The organism is Nitrospira sp. T9 (assembly GCF_052156535.1).
Classification (GTDB): domain Bacteria; phylum Nitrospirota; class Nitrospiria; order Nitrospirales; family UBA8639; genus Nitrospira_E.
This window is the reverse complement of sequence record NZ_JBQKUP010000026.1, coordinates 1-16,319: the sequence shown is the minus strand read 5'-3', so window position 1 is coordinate 16,319 and position 16,319 is coordinate 1. Positions and strand designations below refer to the sequence as shown.

Genomic DNA, 16,319 nt, shown 5'->3' with positions numbered 1-16,319 from the left:
TTAATCCAGTTTTTCAATATTTTCACGCTCGAATTTAGCTGATATCTTGGACAAGAGGCCTAGCTGCTCAACCAAGATGAGAAAAGCATAATTCATTCCTTTCTTTATATGGACTGGGTATTGATTAATTTATGAATATTGCTGGCATTCCTATCAATTAAGATCTTGAAGCCGATGAGCATTAACCATCCGCTGCAGATTCGTATGGAAATACCTTCAGTCGACGCTAGGCAAAACCATCAATCGAATCAACCTTTCCTCATATCATATGAGAAGTTACGAATTCCTCACCCAGGGATAACCCTCTGGCTGAAACTTTGGAGGGTTGGAGGGATAATTTTTCCCAATCTCTGCTGTAGCGTTTTCAGACTATTTTCCTTATATATCGTCCCGAAATGCTCCTACCCTTAGGCTTTTCAGATTCCCCTTATATCGCTACACGTGTTTCACTGCCATTCCGCATACATTTTACTTAGGGGGTTCAGGCATACTTTCACACTTTAATGTGGAACCCCCATCCATCCGAGCTCCGAACAAAGAGGGGCAGCTGACTGGGCCCGTTCAACAACCGATCCGCCAATATCGCGCATCCCTGCGGTCATTGAAAAATGGTATGGGATAAAAGGTTGAGAATGGGTTAGCCAAATTCCAAAACAACCGGGGCATTTTATACGAAATTTTTTGACAGGATTCGACCGATCAGCCGGTTATTGAACCAGTTTTTTTCCTTCTGAATAGGTCTTACACGGTATGGAACTGGGTCCACATCTTCCATCAACCGCTGCCATCCATTGCCCATTCATGAAATGCGGATCGACATGGTGCATGCCGTACGCATTCCATCCTTCTCCTGACATCGTGACGACAGGTTTTTCTGAAACAATTTTCTCTTTATAGGTGGTTTTCGATAATTCTTCTATTTCAAAGGCGAACACCTGAATGCCGTAACGTGGCTCAGTATCTTGGGTGAACCGATAAATCCGACCCTCATGAACGAGAACCCTTCCGCCCGGCCTGGCGATATGCTTATTTAATTTTATGATCGGATTCATCGGATGAGGCCTCCAATCCCCCATTAGCTCGTCAGCATAATAGAGGTTTAAGGCATCATTTTGTGGATTGGTATAAAACAACCACCAGACATTCTCATATCGAAAAATTGAGGGATCCACATAATGCTCCCCATTGAAAATGCTTTTCACAAATTGCCATTCCGCAGGAAACGACTTGGCCCGGTACAGCCTGATCGAGAGATCCTCATGGCTCTCCAGTATTAAGTAATCATTGTTTTCCCATTCAAACACGTAGGGATAAGATAAGTGGAACGGTTCATTGATGAGAATGTTCTTGTATTTCCATTCTTTCCCATCCTCGCTTTCGGCATACCCAATGTCCCCCTGGTTATTGGCACGATTCAACATTTCAAAAAACAGATAAAAACGACCATCTTTGATGGTCATAAAGGGATCGGCAACAAATTTGGCATCGGCATCCGTCACATCCTTTGCCGTAAGAACGGGATTCGAGATGTCTTCCGGATCATGCAATTCAAATGGGGAAACACCCGTGTAAATGCCAATCGACCAGGGACCGGAACCAGCATTCTCCCCCTGCGAACCTAAAAAGCCACGGACCACCCCCAGGTATGGAGAACTCACCCTCCAGATCAATGCCCCTATTACCAGGCTCATGATGATTATCCCAACAAATAGAACTGGAGACAGTCTAAATTTCCTCATTAATGCCATATCCTTCCACCGAAGCATGGTTGTAGAAGGGCATCACGCTCAATTTCCTGTCTGGGTATGGGAGCATAAAATTTTTAGCCCTTTGTCCCCCTCACAGTTAAATCCCAACACTGGACGCAACCATTGCCAGGAAATTTATGTACACTATCTTCTCTTTCAAAAATAAGGAGGAGGCTAGTCCTTTTTTTAAAATTTCTTCCACATCACTAATTTTCCAGAGCCCCAATGATTTATCCTTGTACTCCCCCTTTTTGGTCTTTTGAGTGCAATGTTCCACAAGAAGGGATTGGGGGGGAGGAAAATGGAAAGGACCCGCTTCAAGATTCAGGGGCCTCCATTGGCCGGTTACTATGTCGCAGTTTGCCTTTCGCTCGGGAAATGTGGTTGTGAGCAAATAGGATGATTCACTCCGACTCATGTTCTTCAACGCCATGATAATATTCGAAAAGGAAAAATGCCCTAAACAATCACGACAAAAAATAAGGTCAACTTTGGGCAAGTCACTTCGCAGGAGATTGAGCTTGGTGAAAACGATATTATCCGTCTGATATAATTGTTGATTACGCTCAACTAATTCTCCAACTATATCTGCTCCTGTATAATGCACACTCTTCAAATCCACCATTTTCATCCAGAAAAAATCGCCACAGGGTATATCCAGCATTGTGGAAATATTTAAATCGTTCAGGAGAATTGGCAGTTCTTTCACAATCGTCTGTGTTTGCTCAAGATCTGAGCCTTGCCCGGAAACACTACTTTTCCCCCTCCAATAATTTTCCTTATATATTTCAGTGAATATGCCCTCCGTGGATTTCATACGTGAAGACACTTGGTTGAATATTCTCACTAACCATCGGTAGGCAGAACGGGCACCTGGAATCGATTTAATCAATTGTTTTAATTTTGATTCCATTTCCAATATCGTTACAATCCTTTTCAATTCTATCGACAGTCTTTTGATAAGTGGCTCTTTCGCATTTGGACTCCACGAACCACCACAATCACATGCTAATAATTATTTTTTATATTCACTAACCAATGTTTCTACCACGTCTCGATATTTTTTCTCGAATTTTTTTATCGTATGATTTTCTTGGGCAAACTCCCATGATTTCCTGGACATACACCTGAGTTCCTGAGTTGAACGAGATGAAGTTTGACGAACCGCCGCCCGAATTGACTCGATTGAACAATCATCAAGGATCACACCTTCGTCCTTACCCACATCCACACCGGATTCACTGCTTATGATTGGGATAAGTCCGGCATGCAACGATGTCAACACCGAACCGGCATTCGTTTCAGAGCATGATGGATAGACCATTCCAAGGCAGCGATTGGTCAGATCCCTAAACTCAGCACTTTCAACATCAATCCATCCACGAGTATGAATATTGGGCGTATGATACAATTCGTGAAAATATGCCTGCTCAAAATCCTTTTCTCTTGAGACCGGACCGCACACCGTCAAATGATATTCCGGCATCCCTGCGAATGCCTCTAAAACCACATCCAGACCTTTGTGCACCATTCCCTCACTTCCCAACCACAAAAATCGAAATCGACAGGCCTCAAAATCCTTTGAATCCGACCAGGGATATCTGTAGGGAACCGCATTCGGAACCAGATAGATGGGCTTATTAGCATATTTGAAATTTTTGACACCAAATGCACAATGAACGACCACACAATCTGCATACTCAATGGCCATGGCAAAGCTTGGCGCCATGAATCTCCGCGAACGTAGGGTTACATGTCTTCTTTCCTGTAAAGCCAAAAGACGTTTCGTTTCCGCGAAATTATTAAAATGGGGATGGGCCGTCGTCGCATGAAGTATTTTGATACAGTCCTTATTCAGGAGAGGGGCCAGTCTTTCAAAATTCATCCGGGTATCGATAAAAAAATCATATTTCTTTTTAGGAAGAAAACTCCTATTCTCATTACTAATCACATCAACAGCAAAACCGAGATCAGCAAACGTTCTTCCCATCACGACAGACAATTGACGGTTATAGTGATAGTAAGGGATTGGTTGTCCTGGTTTGGTTGAAAAAAGTTCAATTCTATATGAGAGAAGCACATGACCTCGAGGTGGGCCTTCAGGCTGAAGGGATATCACCTGTGTTTTAAAGGGCGAATTGAACTCCTCTAGAAATTTCCCGAGTGCTGCATGGAAAAGCTTCAGTACCTTTTTCCCAAACCTTCGAACAATCCTCATGAGTAATTGCACCGTCTTCTCATTGGCATTTTAGAGTTTTGTTCACAAAGGGCAGGAACCTCTTGCAGAGATAATTTGATGGAGAACCTGCAAACCTGCCCCCCAACACCCACAGCATGGAAACCCTCATTTATTCGAATGCCCTGGAAGTTGAGAATCTCTGGAGGCAGAAAGCTGCGCTTTATACCATTCTACCGTTTGCTGCAATCCACGTTGAAGCGAGACGTTCGGTTTCCAATCGATTTGTTCAAATGTCCTCGCAACCTCGGCCGTTCGCGCTGGTTCCAATACCCGATCAGGTAGGACACCGAATAGAGGTTGAGCCCCCTTCCCCACTATCTCAACCAGCCGTTCAACCAATTCACGAACAGTCACCAGTGATCCCGAACCCAAATCCACCGTAACCCCTTCAATCTGTGGCACTTGAGCAGCGGCAAGAAACCCCTCAATAACGTCATCGACATAAATCCAGTCGGCCTTCCACTGTCCGCTGGAAAGTTTAGGCGATTCTCCTTTCAGCAGAGAACGTGCGACCGTAGGAATCAGTTTGCGCATTTCCTGTCCGGGTCCATATGTCATAAAGGTCCTGACGATGACCACGGGCGTACCATAGAGCGCATGAAACATCCGCCCATACCCGCTACTCGCCCACTTGGCAGCCGCATAGGGTGAACTGGGGATACTCTCTCCATCATCCGGTGGTTCATTGAGGGATCCGGCCAGCACGATGCGATGACATCCCACTTCCGCCGCAACAGTTAAGAGATTCACCGTGCTGGTCACCAGGCTGTGGAAAGTCGGCAAAACTAATTCTTTGCTCTGAATTCCTGAGACTAATCCGGATAAATGAAAAATGATGTCGGGCTTTACGGAGTCGAATAACCTGCGAACCGCTCCAACATCCTCCAAGTTCGATTCCCACCAGATGGGTCCACTTTTCTGACGGTCCCGTTGAAATCGAGATATCGCATGTACCTCCCCACCCCGCATGCCTAGATGACGGCACAAATGCGATCCCAAAAAGCCGCTGGCACCGGTGACCATAACGGTGCAAGGTTTCCATGACGTGGTCGTTTCCACCAGGGGGTTTTGATTAGGAGAGGTCATCGCTCATCACCCGACCACATGGACAAGGCCATCCTTTGCGTGATCGAGGTACCCTGCCGAAGTATTTCTCATTTGAACCATCGCACAAGTCGTTTTTTCTCTCCACTGCCCCTCCACCCTCTTAGATGTCCGCAGAGAATTCATTGGACGTGTCACAATGAGACTTTCTTTAGGAGTCCGTGCTCTTCCAACGATTCAGCAGCTTTGTCAATAGCCTCAAACTCTAATCCAGATCGTTCGGCAATGTCTAAGAGCGAATGCGTTCCATCCGAAAAATTCAACACCCACAACATCGCCATCTCCCTTTTCGCGCCTTCCGATTCACCACCAATTGCTCGGTAGAGGCCCCTTTTTCCTAAACGGGGTTCGCATTTGGGGTTTTGACTGAGGAATGTTTTGTTCCTGTCCAAAAGATTTAACGCCCTCATACAACAGATCAAGGACTCTTCCAACGGCTGAGGCTGGACAAACGTTAAATTGTCTCCCGACGTATGATATTCGGGATATTCTCCGTGAGGTGTCCTCATGAAACAGCCCACGGGCAAATTGAAGCCCGGAGAACAATATTGCCTTTCATCATACCCATAGGGGAAGAAATCGATGATGGTATGTTCCAACCCGGAGGTTTTCAGTATATGCGTGAAGGCCCGATCGATCCCGGCATTGCCTTGCCGGCTCTTTTTATACGTTAACGCTCCGGGATCTCCCACACCGGTCACCACCATGCCATTGGTGATAGTGGACACGTGGTTTTCATGCAACGCCAGCCAGGCGATGGACCCGATCGTACCTGGAATAAAGAGAAAGCGGTAAGAATATCGCAAAGATCGCCCGCTCAACGCCTTGGCCAGAAACGTAGTAACGGCAATTCCGGACAGGTTGTCATTGCACAAGGATGGATGGCAGGTATGACAGGAGATCAAGATCTCTTCTTCAGTTTCCCCTTTTATGACGTATTCACCATAGGTTAAATGCCCGGATTCTAAGGTTGAATGGATACATACCTCATATTCCTCCTCTTTCAACGCCATCAATTGCCGATGCGTCAGACAGAATCCCCAGCTTTCCTTGTAGTAAGAAGTTCGGTAGGGAATCCAATCAGGATGTTCGGGCAATGAATACAGATGGGGTTTTAATTCTTCCAGCGTCATCGTGGTGTGAATGGGCTGACTATAACTGACAACATGCAGGTTCGATTGCGTAAAATCGACAATCCGTTCTCCCTTTTTATTTTTTATATACGCATCCTGAATATTCCACTCCTGTGGCACTGTCCAATCAAACACCTCGGTTCCGCTTGGAATCTCATGCATCCTCACAGGGATATGGCGGGCAATTCCTTGTAGGGTCTCCCGAACGCCATGACCTGTAATACTCCGACAGATGGGATACAGTTCAGCAAGAAACTGATACATCTCATGTCCGACGTGTTTTGAAATTTCATCAATCATATGACCATGCAGCCTTATCGTGTTCAATGTTGGGATTCGATAAAATCTGGGTAAGCTAGGTCTCGATCAGATATGAGCCGCTCATCGGCCGGCCATTGAATCCCAAACGCAGAATCATCCCACCGCACCCCTTTGGCACATCGAGGATTGTAGAACGCGGAGATCTGGTAAAAAATCTCCGTATTATCTTCTAGAGTCTGAAATCCATGGGCACATCCTTCCGGGATATAATGCATCCGCCGGTTTTCCGCCGTGAGAACGACCGCCGCATGTTGAGTATACGTTTGAGATAAAGGCCGCAAATCGATCAGCACATCATAAATTGCACCCTTGACGCACCAGACAATCTTGGCTTCTTCATGCGGAGCACATTGGTAATGCATTCCCCTGAGGATCCCTTTCTTTTTATTAAAAGAAAGATTGCATTGCACCTGGCTGAATGTAATTCCATGGGCCTCAAACTCTCGTTGACACATCGTTCGGGCAAAAAACCCGCGACTGTCTTCAATCGGCTCCGGATCAATGAGGAAGGCTCCCTTGATTGTTGATTCGGTGAAAATCATGGATACACCCTGACCTCCGGAATCGGCACCACGAATGCCCCGCCCCATTCGCGGATACACGCCATTTGCTGCATTACTTCCTCTTTTAAATTCCAGGGCAGAATCAACAGGTAATCAGGCTTGGTTTCCCTGATCGCATCGGGGGCATAGATTGGAATATGCGTTCCGGGCAGATAAAGCCCTTGCTTGTGGGGGCTACGATCAACCGTGTAATCAATGAAATCCGTACGAATTCCACAATAATTTAAGAGGGTATTCCCTTTGGCCGGAGCACCATACCCTACGATAGTCTTCCCCTTTTCCTTCGCCTCAATCAAGAAGGAAAGGAGTTGCCTCTTGGTATGATGAACTTTTTCGGAAAAAGAAAGATAATGATCTAAGGTTTGTAAGCCTGCCTTTTTTTCCCGATCCTGTAAGGCCGCCACTCTGGCCTCGACCGGCTTTGTGTGATCGGCTTCATGGCAAGCATAAATTCTAAGGGATCCGCCATGCGTGGGGAGTTCTTCGACATCGAAAAGGATTAAGCCGTGCTTCCGGAATACCTGTTCTACGGTACCTAAAGAGAAATACGAGAAATGTTCGTGGTAAATCGTGTCAAATTGATTGTCCTCCATGAGGCGCATCACATGGGGGAATTCCATGGTGATGACACCCTGAGGTTTGAGCAGCGTTTGAAGCCCACAAACAAAATCATTCAAGTCCGGGACATGAGCTAAGACGTTATTGCCAATCAATAAATCTGCCTGTCTCCCTTCCTCAACCAACAATTGAGCCGAACGTTCCCCAAAAAATGAAACTCGTGTCGGAATCCCTTTTTCCGTAGCCACTTTGGCCACATTTTCCGCCGGTTCGATTCCCAAAACGGGGATACCCTTTTTAACGAAATATTGAAGCAAGTACCCGTCATTACTGGCAACCTCAACCACAAGGCTGCGTTCATCCAGTTTTATCCGCTCTTGAATCATGTCTGTATACGCGGATGCGTGTTGAAGCCACAGGTCAGAATAGGAAGAAAAATAGGCATAATCGCTAAAGATTCGCTCAGGGCTTGAACAGTCTTTTAACTGCACCAGAAGACACCGGCTACAGACAAAGGCATACAATGGGAAAAACGGCTCCATCTCACCCAAGCATTCGCCTTTCACATAGGAATTTGAAAAAGGGGTAGTCCCGAGATCAAGAAACGTATGCTCTAGTACCGTACCGCAAAACCGACAAGACTGAGAATTTTTCATAGTTTTCCCTTCATGAGTCGACCGCCTCCACTCCGGAAACCGGGAATTGTTCGGTCGGCGGCAATTCACGCCAGAAACGAATCATTTCAACGAACTACCATCCACGTATTGTGTATTTGGAGGAAGATTATAAACAGGGCCAAATGTAGGGCTTTTCTTCATTAACACTTCGTCGTACTTTTTTGCTCGAGAAATTCCTTATACCATGTAATCGTCTCAGCCAGCCCTTTTCCCAAATTATACAAGGGAGCCCAATTGAGAATTCTCTTGGCTTTGCTGGAGTCGAGATATTGATCCCGGATCTCGGCATTGGCCTGATTCATCACGATCGGGGCTAACTGATGGCACTCCATCAGTATCTGAATTTCACTCACAACATCCAGGACCGTCCACGGTCGTTCTCCGCTAAAATTAAACGCCTCACCACGAACCCCCTCCTCCTGGGCATGTAAGGCCAGAAGCATGTAGGCTTGCACGACATCCAGGACGAAGATGTAATCCCGTGTAAATTTTCCATCACTTCGAATGATGGGGCATTCCTGCTTCAAGAAGCTTCGAATCGTGCCAGGCACAATGCGACTCCAATTCAGATCGCCTCCTCCATAAATATTGCCACACCTTGCAATCGTGACAGGCAAATCATAGGTCTGGCTATACGAGCGCGCGAGCAAGTCGGTACAACTTTTACTCACATCATAGGGAAACCGTCCCAACGGCGGCATATCCTCCGTATAAGGCAAGACCTCAACATCACCATAGGCTTTATCACTGCTGGCCACGACAATTCGTTTGACCAGGTTTTTATGAATCCGACACGCTTCCAGTACATGATATGTGCCACGAATATTCGCTTCGAACGTAGGCAGTGGGCTTCGCAGAGCAATCCCTACCAACGGCTGGGCCGCCAGATGAAACACCGTATCGATATCATTCTCGCTGATGGCACGCTCCAGAGCCTGATAATTTTCCAATTCTCCTGAAACCACCGTCGTTCTTTGAACATCGCCACTCCGTATGAGCTCGCTCTGAGGATTCCAATCTCTTACGAGGGTGGCCACAAAAGCGCCTTTTTCAAGTAAGCTTTTCACCAGCCAGGAACCGACAATGCCGGTTGCGCCCGTGACTAAAACCCGGCTTTCACGCCACATCATGCTCATTTCCACACCTTCCAGGGAGCTTGTCCAGAATTCCACAATTCATCCAAATAATTTTTCTCTTTTAAGGTATCCATGCAGGACCAAAAGCCAAAATGCCGATATCCCATCATTTGTCCATCTTTGGTCAGACCTTCCAACGGCTCTTTCTCCCAGGATGTTTCATCATCTCGGATGTAATCAATAGCCTTACCATTTAACACAAAAAATCCACCATTTATCCATCCTTCTCCTGATTCAGGTTTTTCATGAAAGTTACAGATCCTATCTCCTTCAAACCCGATTCGTCCAAACCGGGCTGGTGAACGTACAGTGGTTACGGTTGCCAGTTTCCCATGTGAATGATGAAACTTAATCACCGATTCAATATCAAGATCCGCCACGCCGTCACCATACGTAAACAAAAAAGTTTCATCATCACCTAACCACTTTTTAAGACGTTTGAGCCTTCCACCAGTTTGCGTCTGCATTCCAGTATCAACAAGATGAATTTTCCAGTTTGGCTGTTTGCCGTCATGTATCGTGGTTTTTCCATTCGCTAAATCAATCGTAAGATCATTATTGATAGCATAAAAGTTTAAAAAGTATTCCTTAATAACCTCAGCCTTGTACCCTAAAGCCACGATGAACTCGGTGACATTATACGCAGCATATACTTTCATGATATGCCAAAGAATCGGTTTCCCTCCAATCTCTATCATGGGTTTTGGTTTTAAGGCTGTCTCCTCAGAAAATCGAGTTCCAAATCCACCTGCTAAAATAATAGCTTTCATAATTCTGTCCCTTTTCTTTTTTTCTCGTCAATAATACCACCCAAGCTTAGGACAACACATAAGTGCTTAAAAAAATGGACAACCAAAGAACTCAGAAGCCACGCATTCCGTATATCCCGACCTCATTCATTCGCTGCCATCGAACATGAGGCAATCAATCAAATTTCAACACATTCCCATGCACTTCGGCATGAGTTTCCGGCATCAACCATAATTGCTCTCAGGCGGTTTTCTTAGACACCTGAACTCTCTCAACGACATATTTTGATTTTGAAAAAGGGATAGAGCATGTAAATCCAGGAGAGCCCGCATTTAAAATATGCTTGGATTTGTTATCTCCTTCAAGGACAAAATCCATTTGGAGGCTCTTCTCCTTCATCTTAATCAGGTGTGCTCTTATACTTGGTCTTCCCCAGGAAGTACTGCCCTGGCTGCACCCATCGATCAAAGCAGAAATCAAAGTGACCAGATGGCTGCGGGAGTATTTTCTCAATTCTTGAAAGGCCAGATTTTTAAAGTCAAAGCTAGAAAACCCTAAAAGATGCATCTTCCTTAAGGTGAGATTCACACTCTTGAACGCTAAAGTTCTCAATTCCCTAATATTGTTCACGCCAAAAGGCAGGAATCGCCGTTGGTCCAATTTTAGCTTTTCACTCCGAGGTGCCAGTGACTGGACTACGAGAAACGAATTCCGCAAATCTGGGACTGGATTAATGTTTGTTCGGATGGCTCATTTTGGGTCATCCGAGTAGAGGTAGAGTCCTTAAAATGGCAGAATTTATAATTTTTGGAAAAAACCGAAATCCTTTCCAATTTTGTCTGCATACAGACCGGCCGCACTAGTGAGATACCCGACTTTAAAGTCACCGGCTGACGCAAAATTTCCCTCCAGGGTTTTCTTGAGATACTGAACCCCGCAACGAACCCTCTACTCCTTCATGTATGGCATCGCTAGTCATTAATTCCAAAAGTAGGGTCCACCATTGATGTTGTTGGAGAAAACAGGGCTCGCTGGCAAGTTTTCACATGGGGCTCAATAAATTTGGCATCCTCCTCGGTAATGGCTTGTAAATTAATGTCGGTTACTTTTCCTCGCCTGAGAAGTTCGTCAAGAGCTGGGTGTTCACTAAAATCTTTGGCAACAACGTGCTTTCCACACCTATTCATCGGTATCTGCTTGGATTCACAATATTCCGTTAGCCGTTTATTTCCAAGACGAGTAACCTTGGCCTTCAGACTTTCAGGCGAATAATACAAACCAGCATGCAACACCCCGCTATTCCGACCACTGGCGTGAGCGCCACAGTGATTCCTTTTCAATAACAGTCACGGTCGCATCGGAAAATTGCCGTTTCAGTTGTCGGGCTATATTCATGCCAATGATTCCGACACCAATGCCCAGAAAGTCTGAGATTGCCATTTTCTAACTACAACAAATTCGAGAAGAATTATTAAGCCCTAAAACCCTGACAGAATTGACCTTATGAAGGATGCCTATGACGTTCTTGCCATTTAAAATAAAAACAATCAGGGGAAGAATAATACCCGGACACTTTGGCCGGGGCCATCATAGGGGGAATGAATTATAAAATAGGTCCTCCTTAATCTTCTCCAGGGGAGAAAAAAGAAAATGTTTATCGCATTTTCGTCAAACCATCCATTTCAGTTTTTCTAAATTCCTGCTTGGCATTTTCAGTTCTCCTAAAAAAAGTCAGAAAACCAGGAATGCAATTCTAAATAATGGCAATTTCATCAAATTTATTAGTTCATTAATAAAACGCCTTCACTATTTGTTTTGGGGTATAAAAACTCAAGGCCATTGCCAAAAATAGACAAGCTGCCGCCATTCCCAGCTAACTGGGTTAATCTGCTTATCGTCAAATGTTCCCGCTCCAACAAATACCGAAACTATTCAGACCGCAATGAGGACAAATGGGAGTATCCTAGAAAGCACGCTACAAGCATTTCTAATTCAATTTATTAACTATCCTAATGATCTATGCCCTGAAATAGCTGCTTGTTCCTTAAGTTTTTTTAATTAGCCTTGCGAATACTTAGCCTATAAATTTGCACGCGTTTTCAAACATGAAGCAAAAACTAAGGACAAATCGAGGAGTATAATTTTGTTTTTTGGAGAAACCTATTGGCTAGATTTGTGGATTGGTCTTATTTTAACCACTTTATTCTCACAATCGCCAAATTAGCCAATAAAATTCTCATTACAACACCACACAATCGCGATCAAGAACCATACGAACTTGAAATGTCACGGTTTTCATAAGAAGGGCGACCCGTTGCGTCCCATTCAGTTCTTGCTCAAAAATTGCCTCAAAGCCATGAAAAGGCTCTTTATGAATACGAACTATTTGTCCAGATTCCAAGGAAACTGAAGGGGGTGGGAGAACAAATCCATTGTGAACTCTCTCCCTAATTGAGTCAATGATTTCTTCTTCCACAACTGCGGGGCCCATACCAAACTTGACCACCCTCAGAACCCCATGAGCATAAGTCACTTTCCGGTATCCGGTCTTCATGTTAACTCTTACAAAGAAATACCCTGGGAATAATACCTCTCCCTCACACTGAGCCTTATTTCGAGTGGATTTCAATTCCCGTAAACGCGGACAAAAGGTTTCAATCCCCAACAATCGTAGATTGAACTCCGCGACGTCTTCCTGACGGGCTTTACTATGAACGAGATACCACTGCGAGTCAGACATTTTATCTTTTGTTCCTTTCATCAGATCATATCAGAAAATTCAACTAACTCAACGTCTTACTCCAAACCATTTTTTCTTTGGCACACAAAAAAAACAGCACGGAATGTATTTGTCATCCACCATTAGCCCTTAGACTCCATTGGCGGTATTTTTTTACAACTATAATCGCCCAGACATCTGAATTGTTCCGGATTTCGCTGGTTGGGGGGCGGACAGATTCTGAGAGCGTGAGACCTATAATTTCTGCCGCCTGTCAATATGTCCCCGAGCGACAGGACTGCGGATTTTGATTGGTGGCCAAATCATACCGGTATTTGCCCAGAAGAAACGATAAATAAAACATGTGCGCTCTCCTTGTGATTTTCCTTTCCGAATTTCCGGCAATCATTCGGTTACCAACAGATCTCAGCAATCCCCACGTCAGACTAGTGGTTTGGAGCGGACAAAAAGATGTATTTTGCTTGCTTTTGAACGCGACACTGAATCTTCTATCACAACACGATATGCCAGGGGGGATATGAATGCCGCCGGCTACCCCTCTCTACCTGGCATTTCAGCAGTGCCGGGTGGCTGGCTCGCCCTGCAGGATTGAACATGGAAGGGAAAGCGCTTTACATTTCTGCTCTTGGTATTAATAAACAATAGGAGAAGAAACATGGACGGTGGAGGTTGTTGGTCTGTTAAAAAATCAGAGAGGCCTCGTTGCCGTCATTGACCATTGAGGTGTAGCGCAACGAGATCCAAATGTAACCGGGGATCCTTCGAGCCACCCAATAATAGTTGTTATTGGTTTGTCAGGGCCGTGATTTGGTGAACACAATTGCCTAACTACTGAGTCAAGCGCGACGGTTAACCCACCTTCCTTCCAAACAGAAGCTGCCCAAATAGGGCAAAGGAGGCATTGCGCATGAATTACTTATTTCAGAAAGGTATTACTTCCTAAGCTTGGCTTCCTTTACAATTTATAATAAGCTAATTACAAAAAGATGATTGCCTTAGTCCAAGAGGCTATTATTCTTGGAGAGAGACTCGTCAAATCCATGAAAAGTTAATCGCCGACCCTACCGAATTTCCAAACGGTTCCAACTCTGAAGAAGCACAAGATGAAGCGATCTACTTATTAGGAGGTCCACAGATGAACAAAATGACCCCAGTTACCAATAAAAGACCGAAACGTTTCAATCCCCTTGATGGAAAAATAGGCCAGACAATCAGATCTCCACACAGATCTTGCCTCGTGGGAATGACCTGCTTAGCACTGGCAATTGGCTGTTTTAGTTTCATTAAGCTGGCCACCGCCCATTCAGGGCTTGAGCCGGAGATTCAGGAAATCACTGAGAAATTGATCAAGGATCCAAATAGTGTGGATTTGCTAGTTCGTCGTGGACAAGTCTATCGGTCCAATGGGAAATACGTCGAATCCTTGCTTGATTTAGAACGGGCCTGGCTGCTGAACCGCGAGAACCGTACTGTTGTCTTACAACGCGCACTGACTCTCTCTGCCTTGGGCCGTGACAAGGAAGCCGAAAGCGCCTTAGATTATTTTCTTCAGGAAGAGTCAGACCCGAAACGAGTCTTTGCCTTGGCCGAACGCGCGAGCATTCATGCACGTAACGGTCAAACCGAACTGGCCATTACCGACTTCACCTCAGCCATTCAGCTGCAACCTACAATTGAGCTTTACCTTGTTCGGGGGAAGCTCCAAGAAACCTTGGGAAAGCTTGAGGATGCGGCGGCAGGATATCAGGATGGTCTTGGCAAACTGGGAGATGCCATCTTACTAAAGAAAGGCCTTATTCGTGTGCGGATGATTCAAAAACAATACAGTGAAGCGCTAGCCTTGGTAGACGAAGAGATCGCTGACTCCTCAGTAAAAACATCCTGGCACCTCAAACGGGCAGAAATCCTAGAACATATGGGTCGACCAGACGAGGCCAAACTCGCCAATGAACAGGCATTAGCTGAAGCCAATCGGGTACTGGGAAAACGCCAGACAGCCATGCAATTACTTGCTCGCGCTCAAGTTTATCAAGCTATGGGTCGAATTGAAGAGGCGAAAAATGATCTCCGTGTGGCCATTAAAAAGACTCCGCATTTTGACGAGGCCAATGAACTTTTAAAAACATTAGAGAGCCGATAGCCCCTTGCCAATAGCCCCCACGCCGAAAATTAAGCACTTGGAATACTTAAAAAAATCAGAATGGTTTATAGTGTCACTTAGCTGTGCACTATTTGTGCTGGTGGCCTCTGTGGTGCCCGCCGCCGCAGCTGTTGTGCGGCAACCTTACCTACAGCTTGTCACCCCCACCTCCATTACGATTGTCTGGCGTACCGACCTGAATTCAGCGGACAATAGCCAGGTAAAATACGGCATGGTGTCCGGCTCCCTGACCCAAACGGCAACCGGAACGGCGGTCACCCGGACCGGGCTCAACGTCAAGGATCACATTGTTACCATTACGGGCCTGACGGCTGCCACGAAATATTTCTATAACGTCGGCACCGCGAGCGACGGGATACAAGCGGGTGGCACGACCAATCACTTTTTTGTCACGGCGCCCCCCGTCGGGTCGACTACGCCTTTTCGAGCATGGGTGCTTGGCGACTCCGGCGACGCTAGTGTCAACCAACGGAATGTGCGGGATGCGATGCTGACCGAAACCACACTGAATCCCCCTACTCCTAACCTTATCCTGCACATGGGAGACATCGCCTATGAAAGCGGCACCGACGCGGAATTCACCAGCAGGCATTTTGCGATCTATCAAGATATTCTCCGCCAGACGCCCCTTTGGCCGACGCTGGGCAACCACGAGGCCCTGTCGGTCACAACTTCCCTTGGCATTGGCCCCTATTACGAGGCTCATGTCCTGCCGACCAGCGGCCAAGCAGGAGGGGTAGCCTCCGGCACCGAGGCCTACTATGCCTTTGATTACGCCAATGTGCATTTTATTGTGCTGGATTCGATGGACAATAGCCGGGCGCCGGGCTCGCCGATGGTGACCTGGTTACAAAATGATCTGGCTTCGACCGGGCAGGAGTGGGTGATCGCTTTCTGGCATCATCCCCCCTATTCGAAAGGCCACGACTCGGACAATGCTGCCGACTCCGGGGGACGTCTGGTCGACATGCGCGAAACCATTCTCCCCATTCTAGAAGCTGGTGGCGTTGATTTGGTTATCGCGGGACACTCCCATGCCTATGAGCGCTCCTACCTCCTGGATGGGGCCTACGGCTATGGCACGGCCCCCAACTTTGCCACCCCATCATTCAATACGCTGCAAGCCGATGGCCATATTCTTGATGCGGGAAATGGGAATCCCTCTGGCACGGGAGCGTATCAAAAAAGT

15 protein-coding genes are annotated in these 16,319 nt (G+C 46.1%); 2 read left to right on the top strand and 13 right to left on the bottom strand.

Annotated features, from left to right (window positions below; translation table 11 throughout):
- Positions 1-707 precede the first annotated feature (707 nt).
- From ACTRXD_RS03510 to ACTRXD_RS03450, 13 genes are all read right to left on the bottom strand, one after another.
- Complete coding sequence (locus ACTRXD_RS03510; RefSeq protein WP_442430457.1) at positions 708-1,691, bottom strand: glucosamine inositolphosphorylceramide transferase family protein; 984 nt, start codon at positions 1,689-1,691, stop codon at positions 708-710.
- Positions 1,692-1,845: 154 nt separating this feature from the next.
- Complete coding sequence (locus ACTRXD_RS03505) at positions 1,846-2,661, bottom strand: class I SAM-dependent methyltransferase (RefSeq protein WP_442430456.1); 816 nt, start codon at positions 2,659-2,661, stop codon at positions 1,846-1,848.
- Between the two features lie 102 nt (positions 2,662-2,763).
- Complete coding sequence (locus ACTRXD_RS03500) at positions 2,764-3,477, bottom strand: glycosyltransferase (protein ID WP_442430455.1); 714 nt, start codon at positions 3,475-3,477, stop codon at positions 2,764-2,766.
- A gap of 615 nt (positions 3,478-4,092) precedes the next feature.
- On the bottom strand, positions 4,093-5,073 hold the full coding sequence (locus ACTRXD_RS03495) for an NAD-dependent epimerase/dehydratase family protein (RefSeq protein ID WP_442430454.1): 981 nt from the start codon (positions 5,071-5,073) through the stop codon (positions 4,093-4,095).
- A 152-nt stretch (positions 5,074-5,225) separates the two neighbouring features.
- Positions 5,226-6,524: a DUF4910 domain-containing protein gene (locus ACTRXD_RS03490; RefSeq protein WP_442430453.1), complete on the bottom strand. Its 1,299-nt coding sequence runs from the start codon at positions 6,522-6,524 to the stop codon at positions 5,226-5,228.
- Between the two features lie 23 nt (positions 6,525-6,547).
- Positions 6,548-7,087 (bottom strand): dTDP-4-dehydrorhamnose 3,5-epimerase, encoded by a 540-nt coding sequence (gene rfbC, locus ACTRXD_RS03485; protein WP_442430452.1) that lies wholly within the window; start codon positions 7,085-7,087, stop codon positions 6,548-6,550.
- On the bottom strand, positions 7,084-8,322 hold the full coding sequence (locus ACTRXD_RS03480; protein ID WP_442430451.1) for a methyltransferase domain-containing protein: 1,239 nt from the start codon (positions 8,320-8,322) through the stop codon (positions 7,084-7,086). The genes rfbC and ACTRXD_RS03480 overlap by 4 nt, the downstream gene beginning before the upstream one ends.
- Positions 8,323-8,483: 161 nt before the next feature.
- Positions 8,484-9,479: a GDP-mannose 4,6-dehydratase gene (locus ACTRXD_RS03475; RefSeq protein ID WP_442430450.1), complete on the bottom strand. Its 996-nt coding sequence runs from the start codon at positions 9,477-9,479 to the stop codon at positions 8,484-8,486.
- A complete protein-coding gene (rfbF, locus tag ACTRXD_RS03470) occupies positions 9,476-10,249 on the bottom strand; it encodes a glucose-1-phosphate cytidylyltransferase (protein ID WP_442430449.1) in 774 nt (257 codons plus the stop codon). The genes ACTRXD_RS03475 and rfbF overlap by 4 nt, the downstream gene beginning before the upstream one ends.
- Before the next feature lie 220 nt (positions 10,250-10,469).
- Positions 10,470-10,796 carry a hypothetical protein gene (locus ACTRXD_RS03465; protein ID WP_442430448.1) on the bottom strand — a complete coding sequence of 109 codons (327 nt, stop codon included), beginning with the start codon at positions 10,794-10,796 and terminating at the stop codon, positions 10,470-10,472.
- A gap of 404 nt (positions 10,797-11,200) precedes the next feature.
- Entirely contained in the window at positions 11,201-11,521 is a 321-nt protein-coding gene (locus ACTRXD_RS03460) for an FAD-dependent oxidoreductase (protein WP_442430447.1), read from the bottom strand.
- Positions 11,522-11,525: 4 nt separating this feature from the next.
- Complete coding sequence (locus ACTRXD_RS03455; RefSeq protein ID WP_442430446.1) at positions 11,526-11,669, bottom strand: hypothetical protein; 144 nt, start codon at positions 11,667-11,669, stop codon at positions 11,526-11,528.
- A 799-nt stretch (positions 11,670-12,468) separates the two neighbouring features.
- Positions 12,469-12,969, bottom strand: a complete 501-nt coding sequence (locus tag ACTRXD_RS03450) for a transcription termination/antitermination NusG family protein (RefSeq protein WP_442430445.1) — start codon at positions 12,967-12,969, stop codon at positions 12,469-12,471.
- A gap of 1,135 nt (positions 12,970-14,104) precedes the next feature.
- Here ACTRXD_RS03450 and ACTRXD_RS03445 point away from each other — a divergent pair.
- A complete protein-coding gene (locus ACTRXD_RS03445) occupies positions 14,105-15,109 on the top strand; it encodes a tetratricopeptide repeat protein (RefSeq protein ID WP_442430444.1) in 1,005 nt (334 codons plus the stop codon).
- A 70-nt stretch (positions 15,110-15,179) separates the two neighbouring features.
- A partial coding sequence (locus ACTRXD_RS03440) for a metallophosphoesterase (protein ID WP_442430443.1) occupies positions 15,180-16,319 on the top strand: 1,140 nt, incomplete at its 3' end.

Excerpts from the sequence above, each read along its gene's own strand:
- ACTRXD_RS03510 (WP_442430457.1), bottom strand. The coding sequence starts at position 1,691 with ATGAGCCTGGTAATAGGGGCATTGATCTGGAGGGTGAGTTCTCCATAC.
- ACTRXD_RS03505 (WP_442430456.1), bottom strand. The coding sequence starts at position 2,661 with ATGGAATCAAAATTAAAACAATTGATTAAATCGATTCCAGGTGCCCGT.
- ACTRXD_RS03500 (WP_442430455.1), bottom strand. The coding sequence starts at position 3,477 with ATGGCGCCAAGCTTTGCCATGGCCATTGAGTATGCAGATTGTGTGGTC.
- ACTRXD_RS03495 (WP_442430454.1), bottom strand. The coding sequence starts at position 5,073 with ATGACCTCTCCTAATCAAAACCCCCTGGTGGAAACGACCACGTCATGG.
- ACTRXD_RS03490 (WP_442430453.1), bottom strand. The coding sequence starts at position 6,524 with ATGATTGATGAAATTTCAAAACACGTCGGACATGAGATGTATCAGTTT.
- rfbC (WP_442430452.1), bottom strand. The coding sequence starts at position 7,087 with ATGATTTTCACCGAATCAACAATCAAGGGAGCCTTCCTCATTGATCCG.
- ACTRXD_RS03480 (WP_442430451.1), bottom strand. The coding sequence starts at position 8,322 with ATGAAAAATTCTCAGTCTTGTCGGTTTTGCGGTACGGTACTAGAGCAT.
- ACTRXD_RS03475 (WP_442430450.1), bottom strand. The coding sequence starts at position 9,479 with ATGAGCATGATGTGGCGTGAAAGCCGGGTTTTAGTCACGGGCGCAACC.
- rfbF (WP_442430449.1), bottom strand. The coding sequence starts at position 10,249 with ATGAAAGCTATTATTTTAGCAGGTGGATTTGGAACTCGATTTTCTGAG.
- ACTRXD_RS03465 (WP_442430448.1), bottom strand. The coding sequence starts at position 10,796 with ATGCATCTTTTAGGGTTTTCTAGCTTTGACTTTAAAAATCTGGCCTTT.
- ACTRXD_RS03455 (WP_442430446.1), bottom strand. The coding sequence starts at position 11,669 with ATGGCAATCTCAGACTTTCTGGGCATTGGTGTCGGAATCATTGGCATG.
- ACTRXD_RS03450 (WP_442430445.1), bottom strand. The coding sequence starts at position 12,969 with ATGTCTGACTCGCAGTGGTATCTCGTTCATAGTAAAGCCCGTCAGGAA.
- ACTRXD_RS03445 (WP_442430444.1), top strand. The coding sequence starts at position 14,105 with ATGAACAAAATGACCCCAGTTACCAATAAAAGACCGAAACGTTTCAAT.